The 25,484-nt window shown below is 67.1% G+C and carries 17 protein-coding genes and 3 rRNA genes; 12 read left to right on the top strand and 8 right to left on the bottom strand.

Features of this window, described 5'->3' with window-relative positions:
* Positions 1–2 precede the first annotated feature (2 nt).
* The 4 genes from BJP65_RS14980 to BJP65_RS14995 all read right to left on the bottom strand — a co-directional run bounded on the left by BJP65_RS14980 (position 3) and on the right by BJP65_RS14995 (position 4,158).
* Positions 3–404 (bottom strand): VanZ family protein, encoded by a 402-nt coding sequence (locus BJP65_RS14980; RefSeq protein WP_083285995.1) that lies wholly within the window; start codon positions 402–404, stop codon positions 3–5.
* Between the two features lie 74 nt (positions 405–478).
* Entirely contained in the window at positions 479–2,074 is a 1,596-nt protein-coding gene (gene gndA / locus BJP65_RS14985; RefSeq protein WP_055839643.1) for an NADP-dependent phosphogluconate dehydrogenase, read from the bottom strand.
* A gap of 88 nt (positions 2,075–2,162) precedes the next feature.
* Positions 2,163–2,645 carry a gluconokinase gene (locus BJP65_RS14990; protein WP_055939295.1) on the bottom strand — a complete coding sequence of 161 codons (483 nt, stop codon included), beginning with the start codon at positions 2,643–2,645 and terminating at the stop codon, positions 2,163–2,165.
* Positions 2,646–2,754: 109 nt separating this feature from the next.
* Entirely contained in the window at positions 2,755–4,158 is a 1,404-nt protein-coding gene (locus tag BJP65_RS14995; RefSeq protein ID WP_070409658.1) for a GntP family permease, read from the bottom strand.
* 128 nt (positions 4,159–4,286) lie between these two features.
* On the opposite strand from BJP65_RS14995, the gene BJP65_RS15000 reads away from it, so the two are divergent.
* On the top strand, positions 4,287–4,997 hold the full coding sequence (locus tag BJP65_RS15000) for a FadR/GntR family transcriptional regulator (protein WP_083285886.1): 711 nt from the start codon (positions 4,287–4,289) through the stop codon (positions 4,995–4,997).
* A gap of 6 nt (positions 4,998–5,003) precedes the next feature.
* On the opposite strand, the gene BJP65_RS17055 is transcribed toward BJP65_RS15000, so the two are convergent.
* Complete coding sequence (locus BJP65_RS17055) at positions 5,004–5,129, bottom strand: hypothetical protein (RefSeq protein ID WP_258027492.1); 126 nt, start codon at positions 5,127–5,129, stop codon at positions 5,004–5,006.
* 392 nt (positions 5,130–5,521) lie between these two features.
* Here BJP65_RS17055 and BJP65_RS15005 point away from each other — a divergent pair, with 392 nt between their 5' ends.
* Positions 5,522–6,148 carry a 50S ribosomal protein L25/general stress protein Ctc gene (locus tag BJP65_RS15005; protein ID WP_055839634.1) on the top strand — a complete coding sequence of 209 codons (627 nt, stop codon included), beginning with the start codon at positions 5,522–5,524 and terminating at the stop codon, positions 6,146–6,148.
* Between the two features lie 107 nt (positions 6,149–6,255).
* Complete coding sequence (pth, locus tag BJP65_RS15010; protein ID WP_055839631.1) at positions 6,256–6,840, top strand: aminoacyl-tRNA hydrolase; 585 nt, start codon at positions 6,256–6,258, stop codon at positions 6,838–6,840.
* Positions 6,841–6,912: 72 nt separating this feature from the next.
* On the opposite strand, the gene BJP65_RS15015 is transcribed toward pth, so the two are convergent.
* Positions 6,913–7,422 (bottom strand): hypothetical protein, encoded by a 510-nt coding sequence (locus BJP65_RS15015; protein ID WP_070409660.1) that lies wholly within the window; start codon positions 7,420–7,422, stop codon positions 6,913–6,915.
* A gap of 114 nt (positions 7,423–7,536) precedes the next feature.
* Positions 7,537–8,019, bottom strand: a complete 483-nt coding sequence (locus BJP65_RS15020; RefSeq protein ID WP_055839625.1) for a hypothetical protein — start codon at positions 8,017–8,019, stop codon at positions 7,537–7,539.
* Positions 8,020–8,136: 117 nt separating this feature from the next.
* Between BJP65_RS15020 and mfd the strand changes: the two genes are divergently transcribed.
* The 5 genes from mfd (at position 8,137) to BJP65_RS15045 (ending at position 18,427) form a co-directional block, all read left to right on the top strand.
* Positions 8,137–11,724: a transcription-repair coupling factor gene (gene mfd, locus BJP65_RS15025; RefSeq protein WP_070409661.1), complete on the top strand. Its 3,588-nt coding sequence runs from the start codon at positions 8,137–8,139 to the stop codon at positions 11,722–11,724.
* 566 nt (positions 11,725–12,290) lie between these two features.
* A 16S ribosomal RNA gene (locus BJP65_RS15030) occupies positions 12,291–13,812 on the top strand.
* A gap of 425 nt (positions 13,813–14,237) precedes the next feature.
* A 23S ribosomal RNA gene (locus BJP65_RS15035) occupies positions 14,238–17,349 on the top strand.
* A 101-nt stretch (positions 17,350–17,450) separates the two neighbouring features.
* A 5S ribosomal RNA gene (gene rrf, locus BJP65_RS15040) occupies positions 17,451–17,567 on the top strand.
* Together the 16S, 23S and 5S rRNA genes form the textbook arrangement of a ribosomal RNA operon.
* Before the next feature lie 260 nt (positions 17,568–17,827).
* Positions 17,828–18,427 carry a gamma carbonic anhydrase family protein gene (locus BJP65_RS15045; RefSeq protein WP_055836021.1) on the top strand — a complete coding sequence of 200 codons (600 nt, stop codon included), beginning with the start codon at positions 17,828–17,830 and terminating at the stop codon, positions 18,425–18,427.
* A 126-nt stretch (positions 18,428–18,553) separates the two neighbouring features.
* Here BJP65_RS15045 and BJP65_RS15050 read toward each other — a convergent pair whose 3' ends face one another.
* Positions 18,554–21,226, bottom strand: coding sequence for a phosphoenolpyruvate carboxylase (locus BJP65_RS15050; protein WP_070409662.1), 2,673 nt, complete (start codon positions 21,224–21,226; stop codon positions 18,554–18,556).
* A 425-nt stretch (positions 21,227–21,651) separates the two neighbouring features.
* Between BJP65_RS15050 and BJP65_RS15055 the strand changes: the two genes are divergently transcribed.
* The 4 genes from BJP65_RS15055 to BJP65_RS15070 all read left to right on the top strand — a co-directional run bounded on the left by BJP65_RS15055 (position 21,652) and on the right by BJP65_RS15070 (position 25,475).
* Positions 21,652–22,263, top strand: a complete 612-nt coding sequence (locus tag BJP65_RS15055; protein WP_083285996.1) for a MazG family protein — start codon at positions 21,652–21,654, stop codon at positions 22,261–22,263.
* Positions 22,264–22,383: 120 nt separating this feature from the next.
* Positions 22,384–23,634 carry a histidine--tRNA ligase gene (gene hisS, locus BJP65_RS15060; protein WP_070410051.1) on the top strand — a complete coding sequence of 417 codons (1,251 nt, stop codon included), beginning with the start codon at positions 22,384–22,386 and terminating at the stop codon, positions 23,632–23,634.
* A 118-nt stretch (positions 23,635–23,752) separates the two neighbouring features.
* A complete protein-coding gene (locus BJP65_RS15065; RefSeq protein WP_258027493.1) occupies positions 23,753–24,583 on the top strand; it encodes an SGNH/GDSL hydrolase family protein in 831 nt (276 codons plus the stop codon).
* Between the two features lie 88 nt (positions 24,584–24,671).
* Positions 24,672–25,475: a cytochrome c oxidase assembly protein gene (locus BJP65_RS15070; protein ID WP_258027494.1), complete on the top strand. Its 804-nt coding sequence runs from the start codon at positions 24,672–24,674 to the stop codon at positions 25,473–25,475.
* Positions 25,476–25,484: the final 9 nt, after the last annotated feature.

Consider the following 25,484-nt stretch of genomic DNA (forward strand, 5'->3'; position numbering starts at 1 on the left):
ACTCATTGTGCTCGCGTATCTATGAGCTTTCTATGGCGTGGGTTATGGGAATCCTGAGAGCCGGGCAGCAGGCGCCTGAGAAGGACCAGCGCGACCACGCCGAGACCGGCCCCGAGGGTGTTCGCGACGACGTCGCGCGCATCGGCGACGCGCGTGGGAAGGAACGCCAGCTGGGTGGTCTCGATCGCGATGCTCAGCAGCAGAGCGATCAGGATGCCGTGCCACCACCGCCCGCCCCAGCCGAGCACGAGCAGTCCCAGGGGGACGAACATCGCCACGTTCGAGGCGGACTCCACCACATCGAACGTGACCCACGCGGTGGGCGGCCACGCCGCCAGCACGCGCAGGACGGCGGTGAGGATGCCGCCCACACTGGCGTCGTAGATCGAGGGGCGCAGCGTCATCCACCAGAGACCGAACGCGTACAACGCCGAAGCGGCGACGAGCAGTGCTCGCCGCCGCTTCGAGAGGGCCCTGATCAGTGGGTGTCCTCGGCTTCGATCTCGGTGCGGTCGCCCGACCAGAGGGTGTGGAACGTGCCCTCCTTGTCGATGCGGCGGTACGTGTGCGCCCCGAAGAAGTCGCGCTGGCCCTGGATGAGGGCGGCGGGCAGACGCTCAGCGCGCAGGCCGTCGTAGTACGCCAGCGACGAGCTGAACGCGGGGGCCGGGATGCCGCTGTCGGCCGACAGCGAGACGATGTGGCGCCACGCGTCCTGCGCGCGGCCCAGGGCCTCGACGAAGTACGGAGCGGTCAGCAGCACGGGCAGCTCGGGGGCGGCGTCGTAGGCCTCGGCGATGCGGTTGAGGAACTGCGCGCGGATGATGCAGCCGCCGCGCCACAGCTTCGACACGGCGCCCAGGTCGATGTTCCAGTCGTACTGGGCGGCACCGGCGCGGATCTCGTCGAAGCCCTGGCTGTACGCCACGATCTTCGAGGCGTACAGCGCCAGGCGCACCTGCTCGATGAACGCGTCGGCGTCGGCGCCCGCGAGCACGTCCGTGCCCGAGGGGCCGGGGAGCTCGCGCGAGACCTCGCGCTGCTCGGGGTGGCTCGACAGCGACCGGGCGAAGGTGGCCTCGGCGATGCCCGAGACGGGGACGCCCAGGTCGAGGGCGGTCTGCACCGTCCAGGCGCCGGTGCCCTTGGCGCCGGCCTGGTCGAGGATCACGTCGACCAGGGGCTTGCCGGTGTCTGCGTCGGTCTGGCGCAGCACCTCGGCGGTGATCTCGATGAGGTACGACTCGAGCTCCCCGCGGTTCCACTCGGCGAACACGTCGGCGATTTCGGCCGGGCTCTTGCCGGTGGCGCGACGGATGAGGTCGTACGCCTCGGCGATGAGCTGCATGTCGGCGTACTCGATGCCGTTGTGCACCATCTTCACGAAGTGGCCCGCGCCGTCGTGGCCGACGTGCGCCACGCACGGCTCGCCCTCGGCGACCGCGGCGATGGACTTCAGGATGGGGCCGAGGGTGGCCCAGGCCTCGTCGGAGCCGCCGGGCATGATCGAGGGGCCGAGCAGCGCGCCCTCTTCTCCGCCCGAGACGCCCATTCCGACGTAGTTGATGCCCGTGTCGCGCACGGCCTTCTCACGGCGGATCGTGTCGGTGAACAGGGCGTTGCCCCCGTCGACGATGATGTCGCCCGGCTCGAACACCTTCACCAGCTCGTCGATGACGAAGTCGGTGGGGCGGCCGGCCTTGACCATGATGATCGCCGTGCGCGGCACCGACAGCGACGCCGCGAAGTCGGCGTACGAGAATGAGGGGACGAATTCGGCCTCGGGGTGCGCCTCGACGAGGTGCTCGGTCTTGTCGGCGCTGCGGTTGAACACCGCGACCGTGTTGCCCTCGCGGCTGGCGAGGTTGCGCGCGAGGTTCGAGCCCATCACGGCCAGGCCCACGACGCCGATGTTGGCGCGGCCGTCGCCCTCGCCCTGGGGGCGGGAGTCGGCCTCGACGGTGGGGCGGTCCACCTCTTCGATGCCGGGCGCACCCTCGTGCACCTGGGCGGCTTCGTGAGGGGCCTGATCCTGGTCGGTCGAAGGTCCGGTCGGGGAGGGGGTCGACGTCATTCGTTGCTCCGTATTCGGGTGCGAGAAAGGGGTGGGCGAGCGCACGCGGGCTGCCGCTGCCACTGTATCGGCTCGACCCGCGTGTCTCTCAGGGGGTGGCGAGGCGGAGCAGGGCGATGGCTTCGTCGACCTGCTCCTGGGGCGTCATGTCGAGGTCGATGCGGATCGCCTGCTCGTCGGCATCCGGGATCTCGAGGGTCTCGAACTGCGACGTCAGCAGCGACGGCGGCATGTAGTGGCCCTGGCGGCGCAGGAGACGTTCGAGCACGAGCTTCGGGTCGCCCATCAGCAGCACGAACGACACCTGCTCGCGCCGCAGCACGTCGCGGTAGCTGCGCTTGAGCGCCGAGCACGTGATGACGCCGGGGCGTCCGGCGGCGATCTGCCCGTCGATCCAGCCGGCGACCCGGTCGAGCCAGGGCCAGCGGTCGTCGTCGTTCAACGCGTGACCGGCCGCCATCTTGGCGACGTTCTCCTGCGGGTGCAGGTCGTCGCCCTCTTGGAAGTCCCAGCCGAGGCGACCGGCGAGCATGCCGGCGACCGTGGACTTGCCGGTTCCGGCGGGTCCCATGAACACGAGGACGGGGGGAGCGGATGCCGACGACGCGGCGGCCCGTTCGGGGTCGACGTGTGCGGCAGAGGTCGGTGTGGAGGTCATGTCGGGGTTCCCTTCGCTCGACTCAGACGAACACGCTGATCACGAGGACGCCGGCCAGGCCCGTGACCGAGATCACGCACTCCAGCACGGTCCATGTTTTCAGGGTCATCGGGATGTCGAGACCGAAGTACTCCTTGATGAGCCAGAATCCGGCGTCGTTGACGTGGCTGAGGAACACCGATCCCGCACCGATCGCCAGCACGAGCAGCGCGGTCATGGGGGCGTCGAGGGTTTCGGTGAGCGGCTGGAGGATGCCGGCGGCGGTGATGGTCGCCACCGTCGCCGAGCCGGTCGCCACGCGGATGACCACGGCGACGAGCCAGGCGAGAAGCAGGACCGACACGCTGGAACCGGCGACGAGGTCGGCGATCACCTTGCCGATACCCGTGTCGACGAGGACCTGCTTGAAGCCTCCACCGGCGCCGACGATGAGGAGGATGCCGGCGATCGGACCGAGAGAGGAGCCGACGACGGTCGTGAGGCGGGCGCGATCGAAGCCGGCGCCGCGGCCGAGGACGACGAAGCCGACGAGCACGGCGAGCAGCAGCGCGATGATCGGCAGGCCCAGGAAGTCGAGGACGACCTTCCACGCGTCGGTCGAGCCCGGCGCGACGATGTCGGCGACGGCCTTCAGCAGCATGAGGAAGACGGGCAGCAGGATGCTGCCGAGGGTGGCGGCGAACGAGGGACGCCGCGCGGGCTCGTCGCCCTTCTCCTCGGCCGAGAGGAAGAGCTCGGGAACGGGCACCGGGGCCCAGCGGGCGGCGAGGGGCGCGAACAGGGGGCCGGCGATGATGACGGCCGGGATGGCCACGATGACGCCGAAGAACAGGGTGAGGCCGAGGTTGGCGCCGAGCGCGTCGATGGCGGCGAGGGGGCCGGGGTGCGGGGGCACCAGACCGTGCATCGCCGACAAGCCGGCGAGGGTGGGGATCGCGATCTTCATCAGGGCGACGCCCGAGCGGCGGGCCACGAGGATGATCACGGGCACCAGCAGCACGAGGCCGACCTCGAAGAACATCGGCAGTCCGATGATCGCGCCGATGAGCCCCATGACCCACGGCAGGCTGCGCGGGGTGGCGCGGGCGACGAGGGTGTCGACGATGCGGTCCGCTCCTCCGGAGTCGGCCAGGAGCTTGCCGTAGATGGCGCCGAGGGCGACGAGGATGCCCACCCCGCCCATGGTGGATCCGAAGCCTCCGGTGAAGCTCGTCACGGTGGTGGGGATCGCCATGCCGGCCACGACACCGGTGGTCAAGGCGCCGATGGTCAGGGCGAGGAAGGGGTGCAGCTTGCCCCACGTGATCAGCACCACGATGAGCGCGACGCCCACGAGGGCGGCGGTGATGAGCTGCCCGGCGGGCGCGGCGGGACCGCTGTCGGCGGCGGCGAGCACGAGCGCGGGGGAGAGGGATGTGATGGCCATGAGCGTCCTTGGTCCGGCGGGCGGCAGCGATGCCGCGGGTCTATTTGTCGTACATAAAAGCACAGGATGACGAATTCTGCACGACAAATATGTCGGTCGGTCCGGATGACGTCTGTCATCATCGGGGGATGACGATGGACCGTCCGCCCGTGCCGACCCTGCACGACGCACTCGTGGACCGTGTTGGTTCGGCGATCGTGCACGGCGAGATCGCCGCGGGGTCCCGCCTGGTCACGGGCGAACTCGCGGAGGGGTCGTCACGCGGAGCCGGACGCGAGGCGGTGCGCGTGCTGCAGTCGCTGGGGCTGGTGCGGGTGCGACGCAAAACCGGTGTCGAGGTGTTGCCGGCGACGGACTGGAACGTCTACGCCCCCGAGATCATCGCCTGGCGTCTCGCCGGACCCGGCCGCGACGCGCAACTGCGCGAACTCGGCGAGCTCCGCGCGGCCATCGAGCCGCTCGCGGCCCACGGGGCGGCGGTCCACGCCGACGACGCGCAGCGTCGGGAGCTCGTCTCCGCCGTCATGGAGATGGCGCGTACCGAGAACCACGCCGACGGCGGGGAGTACCTCGCGGCCGACGTGCGGTTCCACCGGACGCTGCTCTCGGCGTCGGGCAACGCGATGTTCGCCGCGCTGGGCACGGTCGTCGAATCCGTGCTCGTCGGGCGCACGCTGCACGAACTCATGCCGCACGACGCCAACCCGCACGCGGTGCGCTGGCATCAGGACGTGGCGTTCGCCGTGACCGCCGGTCGGGCCGACGAGGCCGCCGACGCGATGCGGTGGATCGTCCGCGAAGCCGACGACGCCATGCGGGGCGCGGCGCGAAAGGACTGAACGGCGTCAGTGCTTCTTGTACGCCGCCGAGCGGCCCAGGGTGAAGAGGGCGCCGACCGTGCCGACCAGGCCGACCGCGGCGATGCCGCCGATGACCCAGAGCACGACGTGAGAGAAGAAGCCGCTGTCCATGATGATCCTCCGGGTCGATTGGCCTCTCGACTCTACCGTCGCGCCCACCGAACCGACGCCGTGCGCCTCTGGGGCTCCGCACCCGGCGGTGCCGCACGCATCGGTGAGGGTGATCGGGGCGGTGGCCGCGGGAGCTCGTCGAGCCCCGAGTGGGCGTCGAGGAGGCCCACCTCCGGGCGGGTCGTGCCGACGGTCGCGCGCTGGTAGACTTCCGGGGAACTTCGGCGAGGGAATGCCGCGCACCGTCAGGTGCACGCGGCATCCGTGATCGACGCGGTGATGCAGGCTTCCGGCTTTCCTCACGCGATCGCGTTCGAGTCGAATCCAGACCACACACGCGCGGACCCGGTCCGCTCACAAGCTGCGGGACACGTACCCGCGAGGAGAACATCATGTCGGAAGACAACAAGGTCGTCGCGGAACTCCGCGAGAACTTCGGCAAGGGCTTCGCCCGTCGCCTCCGCGCCGCGGGCAAGATCCCGGCCGTCATCTACGGTCACGGCACCGAGCCCCAGCACGTCGCGCTGCCCGGCCACCAGGTCGCGCTGCTCATCCGTCGCGCCAACGCGCTGCTCGACCTCGACATCGCCGGCAAGGGCCAGCTCGTCCTCGTCAAGGACGTGCAGAAGGACCCCGTGCGTCAGATCATCGAGCACATCGACCTGATCGTGATCAACAAGGGCGAGAAGGTCCAGGTCGACGTGCCCGTCACGGTCGTCGGCGAGCCCTTCTCCGGCACGGTCGCCAACCTCGAGAACACCACGGTGTCGCTCGAAGTCGAGGCCACTCACATCCCTCAGAACATCGAGGTCTCGGTCGAGGGCGCCGAGGACGGTACGCAGATCACCGCCGCCGACCTGACGCTCCCCGCCGGCGCGGTTCTGGTGACCGAGCCCGACACGCTGATCATCGGCGTCTCGGTCCCCCTCGACACGCTCGCGGCCGACGAAGAGATCGCCGAAGCCGACGCAGAGGTCGCCGAGGAGCAGTCCGAAGAGGCCGAGGGCGACCAGAACTGATCTCCGGCGGGCCGCGTCACGGCCTGCCGACCACGAGGGGGCGCGTTTTCGCGCCCCCTCGTTTTCTCTGTGCGGGGTCCGAGCGCGGACCCGGAAGGATGGATGCCATGGCAGACACCTGGCTGATCGTCGGTCTCGGCAACCCCGGCCCGCGGTACGAGGCGACCCGGCACAACATCGGTCAGATGGTCATGGATGAGCTGGCATCCCGCCGCCGCGAGGCTTTCCGCGCGCACAAGGCGAACGCGCGCGTCGTCGAGACCTGGCTGCGGCCGGGCGCGGCGAAGCTCGTGCTGGCCAAGCCGAACAGCTTCATGAACGTCTCGGGCGGCCCGGTGGCCGGTCTCGCCCGGTTCTACGGCACCGAGCCCGAGCGCGTGGTCGTCGTGCACGACGAGCTCGACATCCCCTACGACACGATCAAGCTGAAGACCGGCGGGGGTCACGGCGGCCACAACGGCGTGCGCGACATCGCGAAGGCACTGGCGACGCCCGAGTTCCCCCGGGTGCGCGTGGGCATCGGCCGGCCGGTGGGGCGGCAGGATCCCGCGGACTGGGTGCTCGATCCCTTCAGCGCGACCGAGCGTCAGACGCTCCCCATCCTCGTGTCCGACGCGGCGGACGCGGTGGAGATGCTCGTCGACGAGGGCCTGGTGGCCGCGCAGCAGCGCTTCCACGCCCCGCGCAGCTGACACCGCGACCCGCGCGGGTTCGAACGACGACGGCCCCGGTCTCGAGAGACCGGGGCCGTCGATGTGTCGGTGTCACATGCTGGGCGCCACTCCCAGGCCGACCCCGCCCACGAAGGCGACGATGACGGCGATGCCGCCGAGCACGGCGATGACCACGGCGGCGATTCCCCAGCCGCGTCCGCGGTTCTTGACCGCCGCGACGATGCCCTGGATGAAGCCCCAGAGGCCGAAGATGCCGTAGACCGCGAAGGCCGTCACGCTGAGGACGGCGATCAGGATGGCGGTCTGTTCGGTACCGGGCGGGAGGGTGTTCGGGTCGATCTCGCCGCTGGCGTCGGCGTACTGCGCCAGGGAACCGCTCTGCAGGCCCGCGATGAGGGCGCAGACGATGCCGACGACCACGCCGACCATCGACGCGAGGAACGCGATGAGGCCCAGGGTCCGCGAACCCTTCGCCCCTCGGGACGACGGCGGGGGAGCGTAGGCCGGTGCGGCGGGTGCGCCGTACGCGGGCTCCGCGGCGCCGGCGCGCGCGACGGGCGGGTCGTAGGGCTCGGGGGGCGGTGGGGTGACGCTGCTCACGGTGTCCTCCTCAGGTCGGAGACGGGCCGGATCCGCCCGTCGCTCCAGTGTAGGAACGACGGCGGGGTGACCGACCGGGCTGGACGCGCCGCGCCGGAGCACGGTAGCGCGGGCTCAGACGACCGAGCCCCCGCCCGCCGGCATTGTCGCGACTCCACCGACGACGGCGATCACGATGAACGCCGCGAACAGAAGGGGGCCGAGCACCGACACCACGATCGCCCCGATGCCGGCGCCGCGACCCGCGTCGCGGGCCGTGGCCACCACGCCCAGCACGAAGGCGATGAGGCCGATGACGGTGGCCGTCCAGAACGTGACCTCCGCGGCGAGGACCAGGTCGCGTACGGGCGAGAACACCCGCCAGTCGACCGTCGTCGAGTTCAGGAGGTCGGGGCCGACGCCCCGGGCGATGCGGAAGGCGAGGAACCCTCCGACGGCGGATGCCAGCACCGTGGCGATGAGCGACAGCAGCAGCGCCCAGGTTCCCAGGGGGCGTCCTCGACGCGCGACGGGCGGGGGAGTCAGCAGCGTGCCGGCCGGGGGCGCGACGTGCGGTGCGGCGAAGACCGGGCCGTTCGGGGCGCTCGGAGAGGACATGCGGCCACTCTACGAGAACGCCCGAGCGGACGGTGAGCCGGATCCGGGTGTCGATCACGGGCGACCGCGACTGTCCAGCCGGGCCCGATGTCGGTACCCCCGCGTAGACTTCTGCGAGTGACAGTTCCCGGGATCGTGCGCGCCCTCGAGCAGGCTGAGTCGTACCGTGAGGCCGCTTCTGCGGCCTCCGCCGACTTGTCTCTCTCCCTCGTCGACGGACTCGACGCCCCCGTCATCGCGGGCCTCGTCGAACGACGCCGGGCGGCGGGTGAGCCGGGTGCCGTCCTCGTGATCACCCCGACCGGCCGACGCGCCGAGTCGCTCGGTCCGGCTCTGGACGCCGTCCTTCCGGGTGCGCAGGTGCTCCATTTCCCCGCGTGGGAGACGCTGCCGCACGAGCGGCTCAGCCCGAGCCCCGAGACGGTCGGACGCCGCCTCGATGTGCTGCGGCGGATCGCGGCGTGGGATCGGCGGGCACCCCTCGTCGTCACGGCCTCGGTGCGCAGCGCCCTGCAGCCGCTGGCCCCCGGCCTCGGCGACGTCGAGCCGATCGAACTCGTCGTGGGCGGACGCGGCCACGAGCTCGAGTCCGTCATCATGCGCCTGGTAGAGCTGGCCTACCACCGCGTCGACATGGTCTCGCGGCGCGGCGAGTTCGCCGTGCGCGGCGGCATCCTCGACGTGTTCCCCACCGTGGCCGACCACCCCTTCCGCGTCGAGTTCTTCGGCGACGAGGTCGATCAGATCCGGGCCTTCTCGGTCGCCGACCAGCGCTCTCTGCCGGGAGACGTGGCATCCGTGTCGCTCAACCCCAGCCGCGAACTCCTGCTCACCGCCGAGGTGCGCTCCCGTGCCGCCGACCTGCGCGACGGCTACCCGGGCCTGCGTCAGCTGCTCGAGAAGATGGCCGAGGGCATCCCCGCAGAGGGCATGGAGTCCCTCATCCCGGTGCTGGTCGACGACCTCGTCACCCTCGTCCACTACCTCCCGGGCGGCAGTGCGGTGGCGCTGGTCGACCCCGAGCGCTCGACGGCGCGTGCCACGACGCTCGGCGACACCAACCGCGAATTCCTCGAGGCCGCGTGGTCGGCGGCGACCGCCGGCGCCGACACCCCCGTCGACCTCGACTCGGGCGACTTCGTGACCCTGCACGACCTGCACGAGATCTCGAGCGGACGTGGCGGCGTGTGGTGGCAGCTGAGTGCGTTCGACTCGGGCGCAGCGGATGCCGAAGACGAGGGCCTCGTGGTCGGTGAGGAGTCCGCGTACCGGGTGAAGGCCGATCCCGTCCCCTCGTACCAGGGCAATGTCGACGGCGCGACGTCGCACGTCGGACAGCTCTTGGCCGACGGGTGGTCCGTGGTGGTCACCGCGTCGGGCCCCGGCATGGTCGATCGAGCGCGCGACGTGCTGGCCGAGCGCGGCATCGCGGCGCGACGCGTCGACGAGGTGCGCACGCCCCCCGAGCCGGGGGTCGCGCACGTCGTGTGCGCACCGCTGGAACGCGGATTCCACCTGCCCGAGGCGAAGTTCGCCGTCATCACCGAGACCGAGTTCTACGGTCGTTCGGTCAGCGGCGACAACCGCGGCCCGAAGAAGCTGGCGTCGCGCCGCCGCAACGTCGTCGACCCGCTGCAGCTGAAGCCGGGCGACGTGGTGGTGCACGCGACCCACGGCATCGGCAAGTTCCTCGAACTCACGCAGCGCGAGGTGTCGAGCGGCGGGCGCAACGCGGTCAAGACGACCAAGGAGTACCTCGTCCTGGAGTACGCCCCGGCCAAGCGCGGGTACCCGGGCGACAAGCTCTTCGTCCCCACCGACCAGCTCGACCTGCTGTCGAAGTACGTCGGCGGCGAGGCGCCCACGCTGTCGAAGATGGGCGGAGGCGACTGGGCCGCGGCGAAGGGGCGGGCACGCAAGGCGGTCCGTGACATCGCGGTCGAACTGGTGAAGCTGTATTCGGCGCGCATGGCGTCGAAGGGGTACGCCTTCGGACCCGACACCCCCTGGCAACGCGAGCTCGAAGAGGCCTTCCCGTTCGCCGAGACCCTCGACCAGCTGCAGACGATCGACGAGATCAAGGCCGACATGGAGAAGCCGATCCCCATGGATCGCCTGCTGTCGGGCGACGTGGGTTTCGGTAAGACCGAGGTCGCCGTGCGCGCCGCCTTCAAAGCGATCCAGGACGGCAAGCAGGTCGCCATGCTCGTGCCGACGACGCTGCTGGTCAAACAGCACCTCGAGACCTTCGCGGAGCGCTTCGCGGGCTTCCCGGTCACGGTTAGGCCGTTGTCGCGCTTCCAGAGCGACAAAGAGGCGAAGGCGACGCTGGCGGGGATCACCGACGGCACCGTCGACATGGTCATCGGAACGCACCGCATCCTCACCGAGAAGGTGCACTTCAAAGACCTCGGTCTCATGATCATCGACGAGGAGCAGCGGTTCGGCGTCGAGCACAAGGACTCTCTCAAGAAGCTCAAGACGAACGTCGACATCCTGGCCATGAGTGCCACGCCCATTCCGCGCACACTCGAGATGGCGGTCACCGGCATTCGCGAGATGTCGACGCTGGCGACTCCGCCCGAGGACCGGCATCCGATCCTGTCGTACGTGGGTCCCCGTAACGACAAGCAGGTGGCGGCTGCCATCCGCCGCGAACTCCTGCGCGAGGGACAGATCTTCTACGTGCACAACCGCGTGTCGTCCATCCAGCGGGTCGCCGCTCATCTCTCCGAACTCGTCCCCGAGGCGCGCGTCGTGGTCGCGCACGGGCAGATGGGGGAGCACGCCCTCGAGCAGGTCGTCGACGACTTCTGGGAGCGCCGGGCCGACGTGCTCGTCTCGACGACGATCATCGAGACCGGCCTCGACATCTCGAACGCCAACACGATCATCATCGACCGGGCCGACAAGTACGGACTCTCGCAGTTGCACCAGCTGCGCGGACGCGTGGGCCGTGGGCGCGACCGGGCTTACGCGTACTTCCTGTACGACGAGATGAAGCCGCTCTCCGAGACGGCGGCCGACCGTCTCGAGACCATTGCCGTCAACAACGACCTGGGCAGCGGCATGCAGGTCGCCTTGAAAGACCTCGAGCTGCGCGGCGCGGGAAACCTGCTCGGTGCCGAGCAGGCCGGGCACATCGCCGGCGTCGGCTTCGATCTGTACCTGCGCATGATCGGCGAGGCCGTGTCGACGTTCCGCGGCGAAGACGTCGACGGCCCCACCGAGCTCCGTCTCGAGCTGCCGATCGACGCGCGTCTGCCGGAGTTCTACATCGACAGTGAGCGGTTGCGCCTCGAGGCGTACCAGAAGCTGTCGGCGGCGGCATCCGCCACGGCCAAGAACGACGCCATCGACCTGGTGGTCGAGGAGCTCCGCGACCGGTATGGCGAGCCACCGGCCGAGGTCGAGGGGCTCATCGCCGTCGCTCGACTTCGCCGGCGGGCCGCGCAAGCGGGTCTCGCCGACGTGGTCGCGATGGGGTCGAACCTGCGGGTCGCACCGGCGAACCTCGCCGACTCCATGCGGGTGCGCCTTCAGCGCCTGTACCCCAAGGCGAAGCTCGTCGCGGGGGGAGACGCCATGGTGGTTCCGCTTCCGCAGGATGCCGATGATGCGAACCTCCTCGCGTGGGTGCGTCAGCTGCTCGACGCCCTCTGGCCGCTGCCGGTCGACAAGGCCTCCGAGCCCGCGTCGGTCTGATCGGATGAGACCCGCACCCGTGACGGGGCGGGTCTCCGGGGGAGCGGCGAATCCCGCGTCATTCCGGTGATCCGGCGCCGTGACACGCCCGGGATGTGGCTGGATTCGCCGAGTCGGTGTCCCGCACGTAATCTTTTACTTGTTCGCCCCACAGGGGAGAGCGGCTCGGCCGAAAGGCCCCGCATCCTCTCAAGTGGTGAACCACCCAGAACACTCACCGAATGGTGTAACGTTCTGGTCTGGCCTTCGGCCCGCTTCTCACGACGTTGATCTTCTACAGGTCCCACGGTGAGAGACAAGGGGTCGTGGGTCGTAGGCGTGAATTGCCTCACGGGTAGGTCGAGAGATTGTTTCTGTGGGTGCGTCCGTTCCTTGAGAACTCAACAGCGTGCACTTGTCAAATGCCAATTTTATCCTCGTTGGTCTTCGGATCGCGAGAATTCCTTTGGATCAAAGTCCAATCCTCTTTTTGGGGGTTGGCATCTGGATAGTCAGTTTTGACTTCCTGTTTGGTCAGATTGAACTCGCTTGCCTTGACCTTATTCCGGTTGGGTGGGCATTTTTCTTTTACGGAGAGTTTGATCCTGGCTCAGGATGAACGCTGGCGGCGTGCTTAACACATGCAAGTCGAACGGTGAAGCCAAGCTTGCTTGGTGGATCAGTGGCGAACGGGTGAGTAACACGTGAGCAACCTGCCCTGGACTCTGGGATAAGCGCTGGAAACGGCGTCTAATACTGGATATGAGACGTGATCGCATGGTCGTGTTTGGAAAGATTTTTCGGTCTGGGATGGGCTCGCGGCCTATCAGCTTGTTGGTGAGGTAATGGCTCACCAAGGCGTCGACGGGTAGCCGGCCTGAGAGGGTGACCGGCCACACTGGGACTGAGACACGGCCCAGACTCCTACGGGAGGCAGCAGTGGGGAATATTGCACAATGGGCGGAAGCCTGATGCAGCAACGCCGCGTGAGGGATGACGGCCTTCGGGTTGTAAACCTCTTTTAGCAGGGAAGAAGCGAAAGTGACGGTACCTGCAGAAAAAGCGCCGGCTAACTACGTGCCAGCAGCCGCGGTAATACGTAGGGCGCAAGCGTTATCCGGAATTATTGGGCGTAAAGAGCTCGTAGGCGGTTTGTCGCGTCTGCTGTGAAATCCCGAGGCTCAACCTCGGGTCTGCAGTGGGTACGGGCAGACTAGAGTGCGGTAGGGGAGATTGGAATTCCTGGTGTAGCGGTGGAATGCGCAGATATCAGGAGGAACACCGATGGCGAAGGCAGATCTCTGGGCCGTAACTGACGCTGAGGAGCGAAAGGGTGGGGAGCAAACAGGCTTAGATACCCTGGTAGTCCACCCCGTAAACGTTGGGAACTAGTTGTGGGGACCATTCCACGGTTTCCGTGACGCAGCTAACGCATTAAGTTCCCCGCCTGGGGAGTACGGCCGCAAGGCTAAAACTCAAAGGAATTGACGGGGACCCGCACAAGCGGCGGAGCATGCGGATTAATTCGATGCAACGCGAAGAACCTTACCAAGGCTTGACATATACGAGAACGGGCCAGAAATGGTCAACTCTTTGGACACTCGTAAACAGGTGGTGCATGGTTGTCGTCAGCTCGTGTCGTGAGATGTTGGGTTAAGTCCCGCAACGAGCGCAACCCTCGTTCTATGTTGCCAGCACGTAATGGTGGGAACTCATGGGATACTGCCGGGGTCAACTCGGAGGAAGGTGGGGATGACGTCAAATCATCATGCCCCTTATGTCTTGGGCTTCACGCATGCTACAATGGCCGGTACAAAGGGCTGCAATACCGTGAGGTGGAGCGAATCCCAAAAAGCCGGTCCCAGTTCGGATTGAGGTCTGCAACTCGACCTCATGAAGTCGGAGTCGCTAGTAATCGCAGATCAGCAACGCTGCGGTGAATACGTTCCCGGGTCTTGTACACACCGCCCGTCAAGTCATGAAAGTCGGTAACACCTGAAGCCGGTGGCCCAACCCTTGTGGAGGGAGCCGTCGAAGGTGGGATCGGTAATTAGGACTAAGTCGTAACAAGGTAGCCGTACCGGAAGGTGCGGCTGGATCACCTCCTTTCTAAGGAGCATCTGGCATCACGTGTTCTTTGGAGCGTGTGGTGTCCAGGCGCCGGATCAGACCGAATGTGTCTGCCGGTAGCTCATGGGTGGAACATTTGATGAGGTGTGAGGGACGATGTTTCCGGGTCTAGTACGTAGCTTGCTATTGGAATGATCTGGGTCGGAGTTTTTTGCACATGCACGCTGTTGGGTCCTGAGGGACCGGGCGCTGATTGCGTCAGTCTTCGGGCTGGGGTGGTTGGTGGCTGTTTCCTTGTGGGCCTCGTCTCGGCGCCGGTGTTCCGGTGGTTGGGGTGGGGTACCGCCCGTACTTTGAGAACTACACAGTGGACGCGAGCATCTTCGACATTGTCCTTCGGGATGGTGTCGTGAAGATGATCTTAAAGATCATTAGTCAATTTTTTGACGATTCAACTCATGTGATTTCAAGTCTTTAAGAGCAAACGGTGAATGCCTTGGCATCTGGAGCCGAAGAAGGACGTAGCAATCTGCGATAAGCCTCGGGGAACTGATAAGCGAGTTTTGATCCGAGGGTGTCCGAATGGGGAAACCCCGCTGGGCGGCGTGCCGACCTGGTGACTCCCGCCTGAATATATAGGGCGGGTAGAGGGAACGTGGGGAAGTGAAACATCTCAGTACCCACAGGAAGAGAAAGCAAAAGCGATTCCGTAAGTAGTGGCGAGCGAAACCGGAAGAGGCTAAACCTAGCGTGTGTGATAGCCGGCAGGTGTTGCACGTTGGGGGTTGCGGGACTTTTCTGATTGTTCTGCCGAGCAGTCGACGTTACAAGTAGGTATAGACGAACGGTTTTGAATGGCCGGTCATAGAGGGTGCGAACCCCGTAGTCGAAATGCCTGTTCTTGGCGTGAGAAGTATCCCAAGTAGCACGGGGCCCGAGAAATCCCGTGTGAATCTGTCAGGACCACCTGATAAGCCTAAATACTCCCAGATGACCGATAGCGGACAAGTACCGTGAGGGAAAGGTGAAAAGTACCCCGGGAGGGGAGTGAAATAGTACCTGAAACCGTTTGCTTACAAACCGTTGGAGCCTCCTTAGTAGGGGTGACAGCGTGCCTTTTGAAGAATGAGCCTGCGAGTTAGTGATACGTGGCGAGGTTAACCCGTGTGGGGTAGCCGTAGCGAAAGCGAGTCTGAATAGGGCGTTTGAGTCGCGTGTTCTAGACCCGAAGCGAAGTGATCTATCCATGGCCAGGTTGAAGCGACGGTAAGACGTCGTGGAGGACCGAACCCACTTAGGTTGAAAACTGAGGGGATGAGCTGTGGATAGGGGTGAAAGGCCAATCAAACTTCGTGATAGCTGGTTCTCTCCGAAATGCATTTAGGTGCAGCGTTGCGTGTTTCTTGCCGGAGGTAGAGCTACTGGATGGCCGATGGGCCCTACAAGGTTACTGACGTCAGCCAAACTCCGAATGCCGGTAAGTGAGAGCGCAGCAGTGAGACTGTGGGGGATAAGCTTCATAGTCGAGAGGGAAACAACCCAGACCACCAACTAAGGTCCCTAAGCGCGTGCTAAGTGGGAAAGGATGTGGAGTTGCTTTGACAACCAGGAGGTTGGCTTAGAAGCAGCCACCCTTGAAAGAGTGCGTAATAGCTCACTGGTCAAGTGATTCCGCGCCGACAATGTAACGGGGCTCAAGCACGCCACCGAAGTTGTGGCATTAGCATTTTTGGTAGGCCTTCGTGGTCCAGCCGTGTTGATGGGTAGGAGAGCGTCGTGTGGCGAGTGAAGCGGCGGGGTGACCCAGCCGTGGACGCCACACGAGTGAGAATGCAGGCATGAGTAGCGAAAGACGTGTGAGAAACACGTCCTCCGAAAGACCAAGGGTTCCAGGGTCAAGCTAATCTTCCCTGGGTAAGTCGGGACCTAAGGCGAGGCCGACAGGCGTAGTCGATGGACAACGGGTTGATATTCCCGTACCGGCGAAGAACCGCCCAAGTTAATCCAGTGGTGCTAAGAGTCCTAGCTCAGAATTGTTTGGATCCCTTCGGGGTGATGGACGTCTGTGTGAACGCTCGACCCCATGCTGGTGCGGCTAGCGTATTAACAGGTGTGACGCAGGAAGGTAGCCCAAGCCAGGCGATGGTAGTCCTGGTGCAAGTGCGTAGGCCGAGTGATAGGCAAATCCGTCACTCATTGAGGCTGAGACACGATGCGGATAAAAAGTGGGTGATCCTATGCTGCCAAGAAAAGCATCGACGCGAGGTTCAAGCCGCCCGTACCCCAAACCGACTCAGGTGGTCAGGTAGAGAATACCAAGGAGATCGAGAGAATCGTGGTTAAGGAACTCGGCAAAATGCCCCCGTAACTTCGGGAGAAGGGGGGCCATCCACTTATTAGGACTTGCTCCGAAAGGGTGTGGTGGCCGCAGAGACTAGTGGGTAGCGACTGTTTACTAAAAACACAGGTCCGTGCCAAGTCGCAAGACGATGTATACGGACTGACGCCTGCCCGGTGCTGGAAGGTTAAGAGGACCGGTTAGCCGTAAGGCGAAGCTGAGAATTTAAGCCCCAGTAAACGGCGGTGGTAACTATAACCATCCTAAGGTAGCGAAATTCCTTGTCGGGTAAGTTCCGACCTGCACGAATGGCGTAACGACTTCCCAACTGTCTCAACCGCGAACTCGGCGAAATTGCATTACGAGTAAAGATGCTCGTTACGCGCAGCAGGACGGAAAGACCCCGTGACCTTTACTACAGCTTGGTATTGGTGTTCGGTGTGGCTTGTGTAGGATAGGTGGGAGACTGTGAAGCATTCACGCCAGTGAGTGTGGAGTCATTGTTGAAATACCACTCTGGTCACTCTGGATATCTAACTTAGGACCGTGATCCGGTTCAGGGACAGTGCCTGGTGGGTAGTTTAACTGGGGCGGTTGCCTCCCAAAATGTAACGGAGGCGCCCAAAGGTTCCCTCAACCTGGTTGGCAATCAGGTGGCGAGTGTAAGTGCACAAGGGAGCTTGACTGTGAGACTGACAGGTCGAGCAGGGACGAAAGTCGGGACTAGTGATCCGGCAGTGGCTTGTGGAAGCGCTGTCGCTCAACGGATAAAAGGTACCTCGGGGATAACAGGCTGATCTTGCCCAAGAGTCCATATCGACGGCATGGTTTGGCACCTCGATGTCGGCTCGTCGCATCCTGGGGCTGGAGTAGGTCCCAAGGGTTGGGCTGTTCGCCCATTAAAGCGGTACGCGAGCTGGGTTTAGAACGTCGTGAGACAGTTCGGTCCCTATCCGCTGCGCGCGTAGGAAGTTTGAGAGGATCTGACCCTAGTACGAGAGGACCGGGTTGGACGAACCTCTGGTGTGTCAGTTGTTCCGCCAGGAGCACCGCTGATTAGCTACGTTCGGGATGGATAACCGCTGAAAGCATCTAAGCGGGAAGCCGGCCTCAAGATGAGACTTCCATGCCCTTCGGGGCGAGAGGCTCCCAGCCAGACTACTGGGTTGATAGGCCGGATGTGGAAGCGTAGCAATACGTGAAGCTGACCGGTACTAATAAGCCGATGACTTGATAACACACCGTTTTTGGTGCTTGCGTCCACTGAGTGGTTCTCGATGTACGGTCGGGAACTCAACAATGATGATGTCGTTGTTGGTTTTTGAAACATCAATAGTGTTTCGGCGGCCATAGCGAGAGGGAAACGCCCGGTTACATTCCGAACCCGGAAGCTAAGCCTCTCAGCGCCGATGGTACTGCAGGGGGGACCCTGTGGGAGAGTAGGACACCGCCGGACTTCTTTTAGTCGGAATGGCCACCCAATGTTGGGTGGCCATTCCGCATTTACGGGCACATTTTGTGTTCGTGTGTCAGCGCCGGGTGGCGTTCCCTGTTGCGGGGGACACCACCCGGCGCTTCGTTGTACCCCGACGACGGTCGCGACGGCTTGCTGAGAGGCGCCGTCCCTGTCCTGGCTGTTCGCCGCGCGGGGTCGATAAGGCTGACGCGGCGTCAGGCCGGGGCTACGCTGACGGCACCGACTGGAAGGATCGATCCATGCGTTTCTCTCACCTGGGCGCGGAGCCTCGTATCCACCCCGACGCCGTGGTCGCTTCGACCGCGGTCATCAGCGGTGATGTCGTGATCGGCGCGGGATGCCAGGTGCTGCATGGTGCCGTCCTCACGTCCGAGGGGAGCCGCATCGTGCTGGGCGAGAACACGATCGTGATGGAGAACGCCCTCATTCGCGCGAGCGCCACGCACCCCGTTCACATCGGCGCGCACACCCTGGTCGGTCCGATGGCGAGCGTCGCCGGAGCCGATATCGGCGACGAGGTGTTCCTGGCCACCGGCACGCGGATCTTCAACGGGGCCGAGATCGGTGATCGCAGTGAAGTGCGGATCAACGCCGTCGTGCACCTGCGCACCGTGTTGCCGCCCGAGACGGTCGTGCCGATCGGGTGGGTCGCGGTGGGCGACCCGCTCCGTCTGCTCTCGCCGGATCGGCACGACGAGATCTGGGCGGCGCAGAAGGAACTCGACTTCCCCGGCTACGTCTTCGGGCTCGATCGTGAGACACCGGACCTGATGGTGCAGCTCACCGAGCGGTACGGTCGCAGCCTGTCGCGACACGCGTCCGATCGAGCCGTCGACTGAGGCCACCGCGCGCGGTTGGTCTGCGCGAGGGATGGCCGGTGAGCGGCAAGACGACAACTCGCCGTGACGTGCGAAGCGCCGACCCCCTCGCAAGGGAGCCGGCGCTTCGCGGTGGCGAGGGGTCGATCACCCGGTGTTCTGGAGTCCCGCGGCCACACCGCTCACCGACAGCAGCAGCAGGCGCTGCTGTTCGGCATCCGGTGTCTCGGAGGTGTTCGCCGCGTCGCGCAGGGCGCGGAGCGCCCGCAACTGCAGCAGCGAGAGCGCGTCGACGTAGGGGCTGCGCATCTTGACCGCGCGCTGCAGCACGGGTTTGTTGCCCAGCAGGTCGCCGCCGGTGATGCGTTCGACCCACGACCGGGTGAGCAGCATCTCGTCCATCACGAGCCCCGCGAGGTCGTCACGGTCGCCGAGTGCCAGGTAGCGGCGGGCGATGCGCTCGTCGGCCTTCGCGAGGCTCATCGCGACGTTGTCGATCATGGTGCGGAACAGCGGCCACTGCTCGTACGCGTCGCGCAGGCGCGGCTCATCGCCGACGGCGTCGAGCGCCGTGCCCAGGCCGAACCATCCGGCGAGGTTGATGCGCGCCTGCGTCCACGAGAACACCCAGGGAATGGCCCGGAGGTCTTCGAGCGACTCCACCGAGAGGCCGCGTCGCGCGGGGCGAGAGCCCAATGCCAGGTGACCGAGCTCTTCCATCGGCGTGACCGTGGCGAACCACGGTGCGAAGCCGGGAGCCTTCACGAGGGCGAAGAAACGCTCCCGCGAGGCGACGTCCATCGTGCTCGCGACATCGGCGAACGCCTCAGCGGCCCCACGGTTGCGGCGCTCGATCGAGGGGGAGGAGGCCGTGAGCACGGCCGCCGCGACCTGATCGATATGGCGCATGGCGATGTCGGCATCGCCGTAGCGGGCGAAGATGACCTCGCCCTGCTCGGTGAGCTTGAACCGGCCGTCGACGGAGTGCGGGGGCTGCGCGAGGATCGCGGAGTTGGCGGGTCCGCCGCCTCGTCCGAGCGCACCACCGCGACCGTGGAAGAGCGTCAGCTCGATGCCCTCGGTCTCGGCCCACGTCGAGATCTTCGCCTGCGCCTCGTACAGCGCGAGGTTCGCCGCGACCGGTCCGACGTCTTTGGAGGAGTCGGAGTAACCCAGCATGACCTCGAGGCGCCGGCCCGTGGCATCCAGTCGACTGACGAACGACGGATGCGACACGATCTCGGCGAGGATGCCGGGGGCGGCCTGCAGGTCGGCGAAGGTCTCGAAGAGAGGGATGACGTCGAGAACGGGCACGTCCTCACCCGGGCCCATCGCGAACGCGGCCAGTTCGTGCACGTTGGCCAGGTCTTCGGCCGACTGCGTGAACGACACGATGTACCGACCGGCGGCGCGGGGCCCGAAGCGCTCCTGCACGTAGGCGATGGAACGGAAGACCTCGAGCACCTCGTCGGTCTGCTCGCTGCGGCCACCGCCCGCGCGGAGCTCTTCGAGCACCTTCCGGTGCACGGCCGAGTGCTGTCGCACCTCGAGCTCGGTGAGGTGGAAGCCGTAGGTCTCGACCTGCCACACCAGGCGCTGCAGGGCGCCGTAGGCCTGACGTGCGGCTCCCGCGGCGACGAGTGAATCCTGCACCGTCCGCAGATCGGCGAGAAGGTGCTCGGGGTCGCGGTACGCGAGGTCGGCGTTGCGGGAACGGGTCGCGGCGATCTTGCGTGCGAGCAACAGCATGATGCGGCGGTGGGGTTCGTCGGGGGAGCGCTCGGCGATCTCGGCCGCGGCGTCTTCGTCGGCGGCGCGCAGACGGTGCCACAGGGTGACGAGGACATCGCTCGGCGGCGTGGACTCGGCATCGAGGGTCAGTCCGCGACCCACGCGCTGCGTGGTGCGTTCGAGGCCCAGCAGCACGTGCTCGCTCGCGATTGCGGCGGCCTTGCGGGTGACGGATGCCGTGACGAAGGGGTTTCCGTCGCGGTCGCCACCCACCCACGAGCCGACGCGCACGAACGGCTTCACGATCGGGGCGCGGGAACCGGCGTGCTCGCCCTGCAGGATGTCGTCGATGCGGCGGTACACGCGCGGCACGGCGGTGTAGAGCGTCTCGTCGAACACCGACATGACCGAGCGCACCTCGTCGACGGGCGACGGCTTCTCGCGCCGGAGGGGAGCGGTGCGCCACAGCGTGTCGATCTCTTCGAGCATGCGGCGCTCGGTTCGACGGCTCTCGGTGCCACCGTCGGAGGCGGCGTCGTGCTCGGCGAGCAGCTCCGACAGGCGACGGATGCTCGTGGAGATCGCGCGGCGGCGGGCTTCGGTGGGGTGAGCCGTGAAGACCGGGTGGAAGCGCAGCGCTTGGAGGCGCGCGAGCGCGGTCTCTTCGCCCACTTCGCTCGACAGCCGCTCGTATGCCGTCGCGATGGTGTCGGGCGTGCCGGAGCGCGACGGGTTGTCTCCTCGCTCGCGCAGCACGCGCACGCGCTGGTGCTCCTCGACGAGGTTGACGAGGTGGAAGTAGGCCGTGAAGGCACGGGCCACCTCGTCGGCCCGCGCGATCGAGAAGCCGTCGGCGATCGCCGCGGCCCGCTCGAACGCTTCGGGCGTCTCGTCGGTGTAGGCCTGGATCGTCGCCGAGCGCAGCCGCTCGACATCGTCGTACAGGCCGGGGGAGCCGCTCTCCTGAAGGACGCGGCCGAGCAGCGAGCCGAGCAGGCGCACGTCGGCGCGCATCTGTTCGGGGAGCTCTTGGCCGGCTTCGAAGCGGCCCACGAGGTCGATGGCCTCGGTCGGGGTCAGTTCACGCACAGCCCCAGATTATCGGCGTCCGGTGACGCGCGAGTGACACCGGGGCGCGGTGGTGCACGCCGGAGCCTCGCTCCCACCGGTGCGGGCCCGTACTGTCCGGGCAGGATGCCGGAGTTCGTCCGGGTGGGATGCCGATGCGCCGCAGGATTACCGGTCGGACCCCCGACCGCGCGCGCAGGTGTCCGGGGGTGGATCCCGCTAGGCGGTCCGACGACGCGCGCCGAACTCCTGAGTTTCCGCTCGCCATGTGTCTCCGACGCCGCGATCCTGCACGCCCGTCGATCCGGCATCCCGAAAACTCAGGAGTTCGGCCCGGCCCCGGCTCGCTCACCGCCCCGGCGAGGGATACTCGGGGCGAGGGCGCCGACGGCGCCGCGGAGGGAGGGCTCGTGAGCGACGACGCGCTGAGGCAAGCGGCCGAGACCATGCGGGCTGTGCGCCAGCGCTGCGCGTGGACGAAGACGATCGACCACGCGGCCCTCGTGCCCTACCTCGTCGAAGAGAGCGCCGAGGTGATCGACGCCGTCGAGTCGGGCACCCGCGCCGACCTGCGCGAGGAGCTGGGCGATCTGCTGTGGCAGGTGCTGTTCCACGCCGAGATCGCGTCGGGCGACCCCGAAGAGCCCTTCGACATCGACGACGTCGCTCGCGGACTCACCGAAAAGATGGTGCGTCGGCATCCGCACGTCTTCGCCGGGGCCGTGGCATCCACTCCCGAAGAGGTGCTCGTGCACTGGAACGCGGCGAAGGCGGCCGAGAAGAGCGAGCGCACGAGTGTCCTCGACGGGGTCAGCGACCACATGCCCGCGCTCGCGCTCGCGCAGAAGTTGGTCGGCAAGGCCGCGCAGGTGGGCGTGCACGCGCCGTCGCACCGGCTCGCCGATCCCGCGACCGAGACGGAGCTGGGCGACGCGTTGTTGGCGCTGGTGCAGCAGGGCCGCGACCGGGGCTGGGACGCCGAGCGCGCCCTGCGCGAGCGTCTGCGCACCCTGCGCGCCGAGGTCACGGCGGCCGAGGCCGCGCCGGGCGCCTCCTGAGCCCCGCCCCCGCGTCACGACCGCACACGTCGTTGCGGGTGTTCTCGACGGCGACGGCGCGAGCGCACCGGCGGGGGCTGAGACAATGGACGGGTGGCATCCGTGAACCCGCCGCGCGGCATGCGCGACTTCCTCCCCGCTGACAAAGCCCGTCGCGAGCGCGTGCTCGCCGTCATCCGCGAGCGCTACCGCGCCCACGGCTTCGACGAGATCGAGACGCCCGTGATGGAGGAGTACTCGCGGCTGCACGCCGGGATCGGCGGCGACAACGAGAAGCTGTCGTTCAGCATCCTGAAGCGGGGAATGGATGCCGAGGGCATCCGCGCCGCCGCCGACGACCCGGCCGCTCTCGCCGACCTCGGCCTGCGCTACGACCTCACCGTTCCGCTCGCCCGGTTCTACGCCACGAACCGTGCCCAGCTGCCGACGGTGTTCCGCGCGATCCAGATGGCGCCGGTCTGGCGGGCGGAGCGCCCCCAGAAGGGCCGGTACCGCCAGTTCCTGCAGTGCGACATCGACATCATCGGCGACGCGTCGGCCCGCGCCGAGGCCGAGCTGATGACGGCGAGCCTCGACGTGCTCGACGCGCTGGGGCTCGAGGGCGGAACGATCCGTGTCAACGACCGTCGCGTCCTCGACGCGATGCTCGACGTGTTCGGTTTCGCCCCCGACGAGCGGCCCGGGGTCCTGATCACGATCGACAAGCTCGACAAGATCGGCGCCTCGGGTGTCGTCGCCGAGCTGCGTGACCGCGGAGCGACGCCCGAGGCGGCCGACGCCGTCGCGGCCTACCTCGAACGTCCTCGCCCCGACGGCGTGCGCTTCGACGACGACGGCATCCGCGCCGCCCTGCCCGACGGCATCCCCGACGAGGTCATCGCGCACCTCGTGGCGCTCGGCGAGACGGTGGCCGCCGCACGCGGCGCCGACGCGCCGCTGGTCTTCGACCCGTTCCTCGTTCGAGGCATGGGGTACTACACCGGCACGATCTTCGAGCTGGCCCACCCGAGCGTCGACTACTCGCTGGGCGGGGGCGGTCGTTACGACGGCATGATCGGGCGTTTCCTCGGTCAGGACGTTCCGGCCGTCGGGTTCTCGATCGGCTTCGAGCGCATCGTCGACATGTTGCAGGATGCCGAGGACACCGGCGAGCGAGCCGTGGTGCTCGTGCACGATCGCGACGTCGCCCTCGAGGACCTGCTGCGGGTGAAGGCGGAGCTCGTGGCCGACGGCGCGCGTGTACGTCTCGAGCAGCGCACGAAGAACCTCAAGGCTCTGCTCGAACGGGCGAGCGCCGACGGATACACGTCGTTCGCGACGGTGAACGCCGGAACGACGAGCGCGTCGCTGGAGATCAAGCCGCTCGGCTGAGAGTCGCTGCGCGACCGCCGTCGTTCGGCGGCCACGCCTCGGTCACCCGGTGTTCACGTCGTCGAGGTGTGATCGGGACATGCGTCGCGCGAGGGTTCGACGGCCGGTTCGACGGCCGGTGGCCCTCGCCGCCGCGTCGTCGGTCGCGGTGCTGGGGGCCACGGCGGTGGCCCTGCGTACCCTCATCTCGCGTCAGGCGGCGATCGCCCGGCGCCGCATCGGCAAGCCGCTCGGGGAACAGGCTCTGGATGCCGACCGCGTCTGGCGCCGGAAGAAGCACGACGGTCGACCGGTCGAGCTTCTGGTGCTGGGGGACTCGATCGCTGCGGGTCTGGGCGCCGGACACCGGCGCGACACCCTGGGGGCACGGCTCGCCAAGGGCATCGCCCGCGCGGCCGCGCGACCCGTGCGCCTGCGCACCGCCGCGGTCGTGGGATCGGAGACCTCGGCGCTCGCGGCGCAGATCGCCGCCCTTCCGCCGGACTACCGCGCCGACGTCGCCGTCGTCGTGGTGGGCGGCAACGACGTCACGCACCGCGTTCCCCCCGTGCGCGCCGCGGCGCAGCTCGAGCAGGCCGTCGGCGCCTTGACGGCCCGGGGGACGGCCGTGGTCGTGGGAACCTGCCCCGACCTCGGCACGCTGCGCGCGGTGCCGCAGCCGCTGCGCACCCTCGCGTCGCGCTCCTCGCGCCAGCTGGCGGCGGCGCAGGCCCGCGCCGCCGAGCGTGCCGGCGCGCGAGTGGTGGGCCTGGCCCGGGCGGTGGGACCGGTCTTCGCCGAACGCCCCGACGAGATGTTCAGCATCGACCGCTTCCATCCCAGCGCCCTGGGTTACCGGCGCACGGCCGAGGCCCTGCTGCCGGCGGTGCTCGGCGCCCTCCGGGGCGACGCGGAGCCGTCGCGCTCGGTGTCGCCGCTGCCTCCCGCCGACGTCCCGGCCAACCCATAGCTCGCGGTCGTACCGTTCCCCCACGCCTCCTCTGCACATCCTCCTGACCACCTGGCGCGCCGACCCCCTCACGCTCGGCGTGCTGTTCGTGGCATCCGCGGCCTACCTCGTCGGTGTCGCGCGTCTGCGTCGTCGGGGCGAGGAGTGGCCCCTGCGCCGGACGATCGGGTTCTTCGCACTCGGGCTCCTGCCGTACGCCGCGATCGAGCTCGGATTCCTCGCGGTCTTCTCGGCCGAGCTCCGCTGGGCGTTCTCGACCCGCATCGCGCTGCTGATCTTCGCCGTCCCGGCCGGGATCGCCGCCGGACGCCCGCTCGACCTGGCCGCCCGACTGGGCGCGGGCGCCGTGATCGAGCGCGTCCTCGCCTCCCGCGTCACGCGGATCTTCGGCAACGCAATGGTGGCCACCGTCGTCATCGCCGCGGTGTTCTGCCTCTTCTTGACCCCGCTCGCCGGCATCCTGCGTGTGAACCCCGTCGTCGAGGCGTCGCTGGGGGTGGTCGTGCCGCTCGTCGGGCTCGCGATGGTGCTGCCGATGATGGCGCTGGGGGCCGTGCACTCGGGCACCTTCATCGCGATCGAGTTCCTGCTGGCTTTCGTCGAGCTGCTGATCGACTCCGTCCCCGGGCTGCTGCTGCGCCTCAACGACTCGGTCGTCGACCTGATCCCGGATGCCGTGCAGACGATGTCGTGGTGGCCGTCGACGCTGCACGATCAGCATCTCGCCGGCGACATGATCTGGTTCATCGCCGAGTTCGCCGACGTGCCGATCCTCGTCATCCTGCTCGTCCGCTGGATGCGCACCGACCGCGTCGAGGCCCAGGGCTTCGACGAGCTCTCCGACGAGGAGTACGACGAGATGACCCGCGCGCACCTGCGCGGCGAACGCTGACGCGCGTTG

The sequence above is a fragment of the Microbacterium sp. BH-3-3-3 genome, from assembly GCF_001792815.1.
Taxonomy (GTDB): Bacteria; Actinomycetota; Actinomycetes; order Actinomycetales; family Microbacteriaceae; genus Microbacterium.

Coding starts and splice junctions, on each gene's coding strand:
- BJP65_RS14980 (WP_083285995.1), bottom strand. CDS start 404: ATGACGCTGCGCCCCTCGATCTACGACGCCAGTGTGGGCGGCATCCTC.
- BJP65_RS15020 (WP_055839625.1), bottom strand. CDS start 8,019: ATGTCCTCTCCGAGCGCCCCGAACGGCCCGGTCTTCGCCGCACCGCAC.
- BJP65_RS14990 (WP_055939295.1), bottom strand. CDS start 2,645: ATGGGACCCGCCGGAACCGGCAAGTCCACGGTCGCCGGCATGCTCGCC.
- gndA (WP_055839643.1), bottom strand. CDS start 2,074: ATGACGTCGACCCCCTCCCCGACCGGACCTTCGACCGACCAGGATCAG.
- BJP65_RS15055 (WP_083285996.1), top strand. CDS start 21,652: ATGCGGGCTGTGCGCCAGCGCTGCGCGTGGACGAAGACGATCGACCAC.
- BJP65_RS15000 (WP_083285886.1), top strand. CDS start 4,287: ATGACGATGGACCGTCCGCCCGTGCCGACCCTGCACGACGCACTCGTG.
- BJP65_RS15045 (WP_055836021.1), top strand. CDS start 17,828: ATGCGTTTCTCTCACCTGGGCGCGGAGCCTCGTATCCACCCCGACGCC.
- BJP65_RS14995 (WP_070409658.1), bottom strand. CDS start 4,158: ATGGCCATCACATCCCTCTCCCCCGCGCTCGTGCTCGCCGCCGCCGAC.
- pth (WP_055839631.1), top strand. CDS start 6,256: ATGGCAGACACCTGGCTGATCGTCGGTCTCGGCAACCCCGGCCCGCGG.
- hisS (WP_070410051.1), top strand. CDS start 22,384: ATGCGCGACTTCCTCCCCGCTGACAAAGCCCGTCGCGAGCGCGTGCTC.
- BJP65_RS15005 (WP_055839634.1), top strand. CDS start 5,522: ATGTCGGAAGACAACAAGGTCGTCGCGGAACTCCGCGAGAACTTCGGC.
- BJP65_RS17055 (WP_258027492.1), bottom strand. CDS start 5,129: ATGGACAGCGGCTTCTTCTCTCACGTCGTGCTCTGGGTCATCGGCGGC.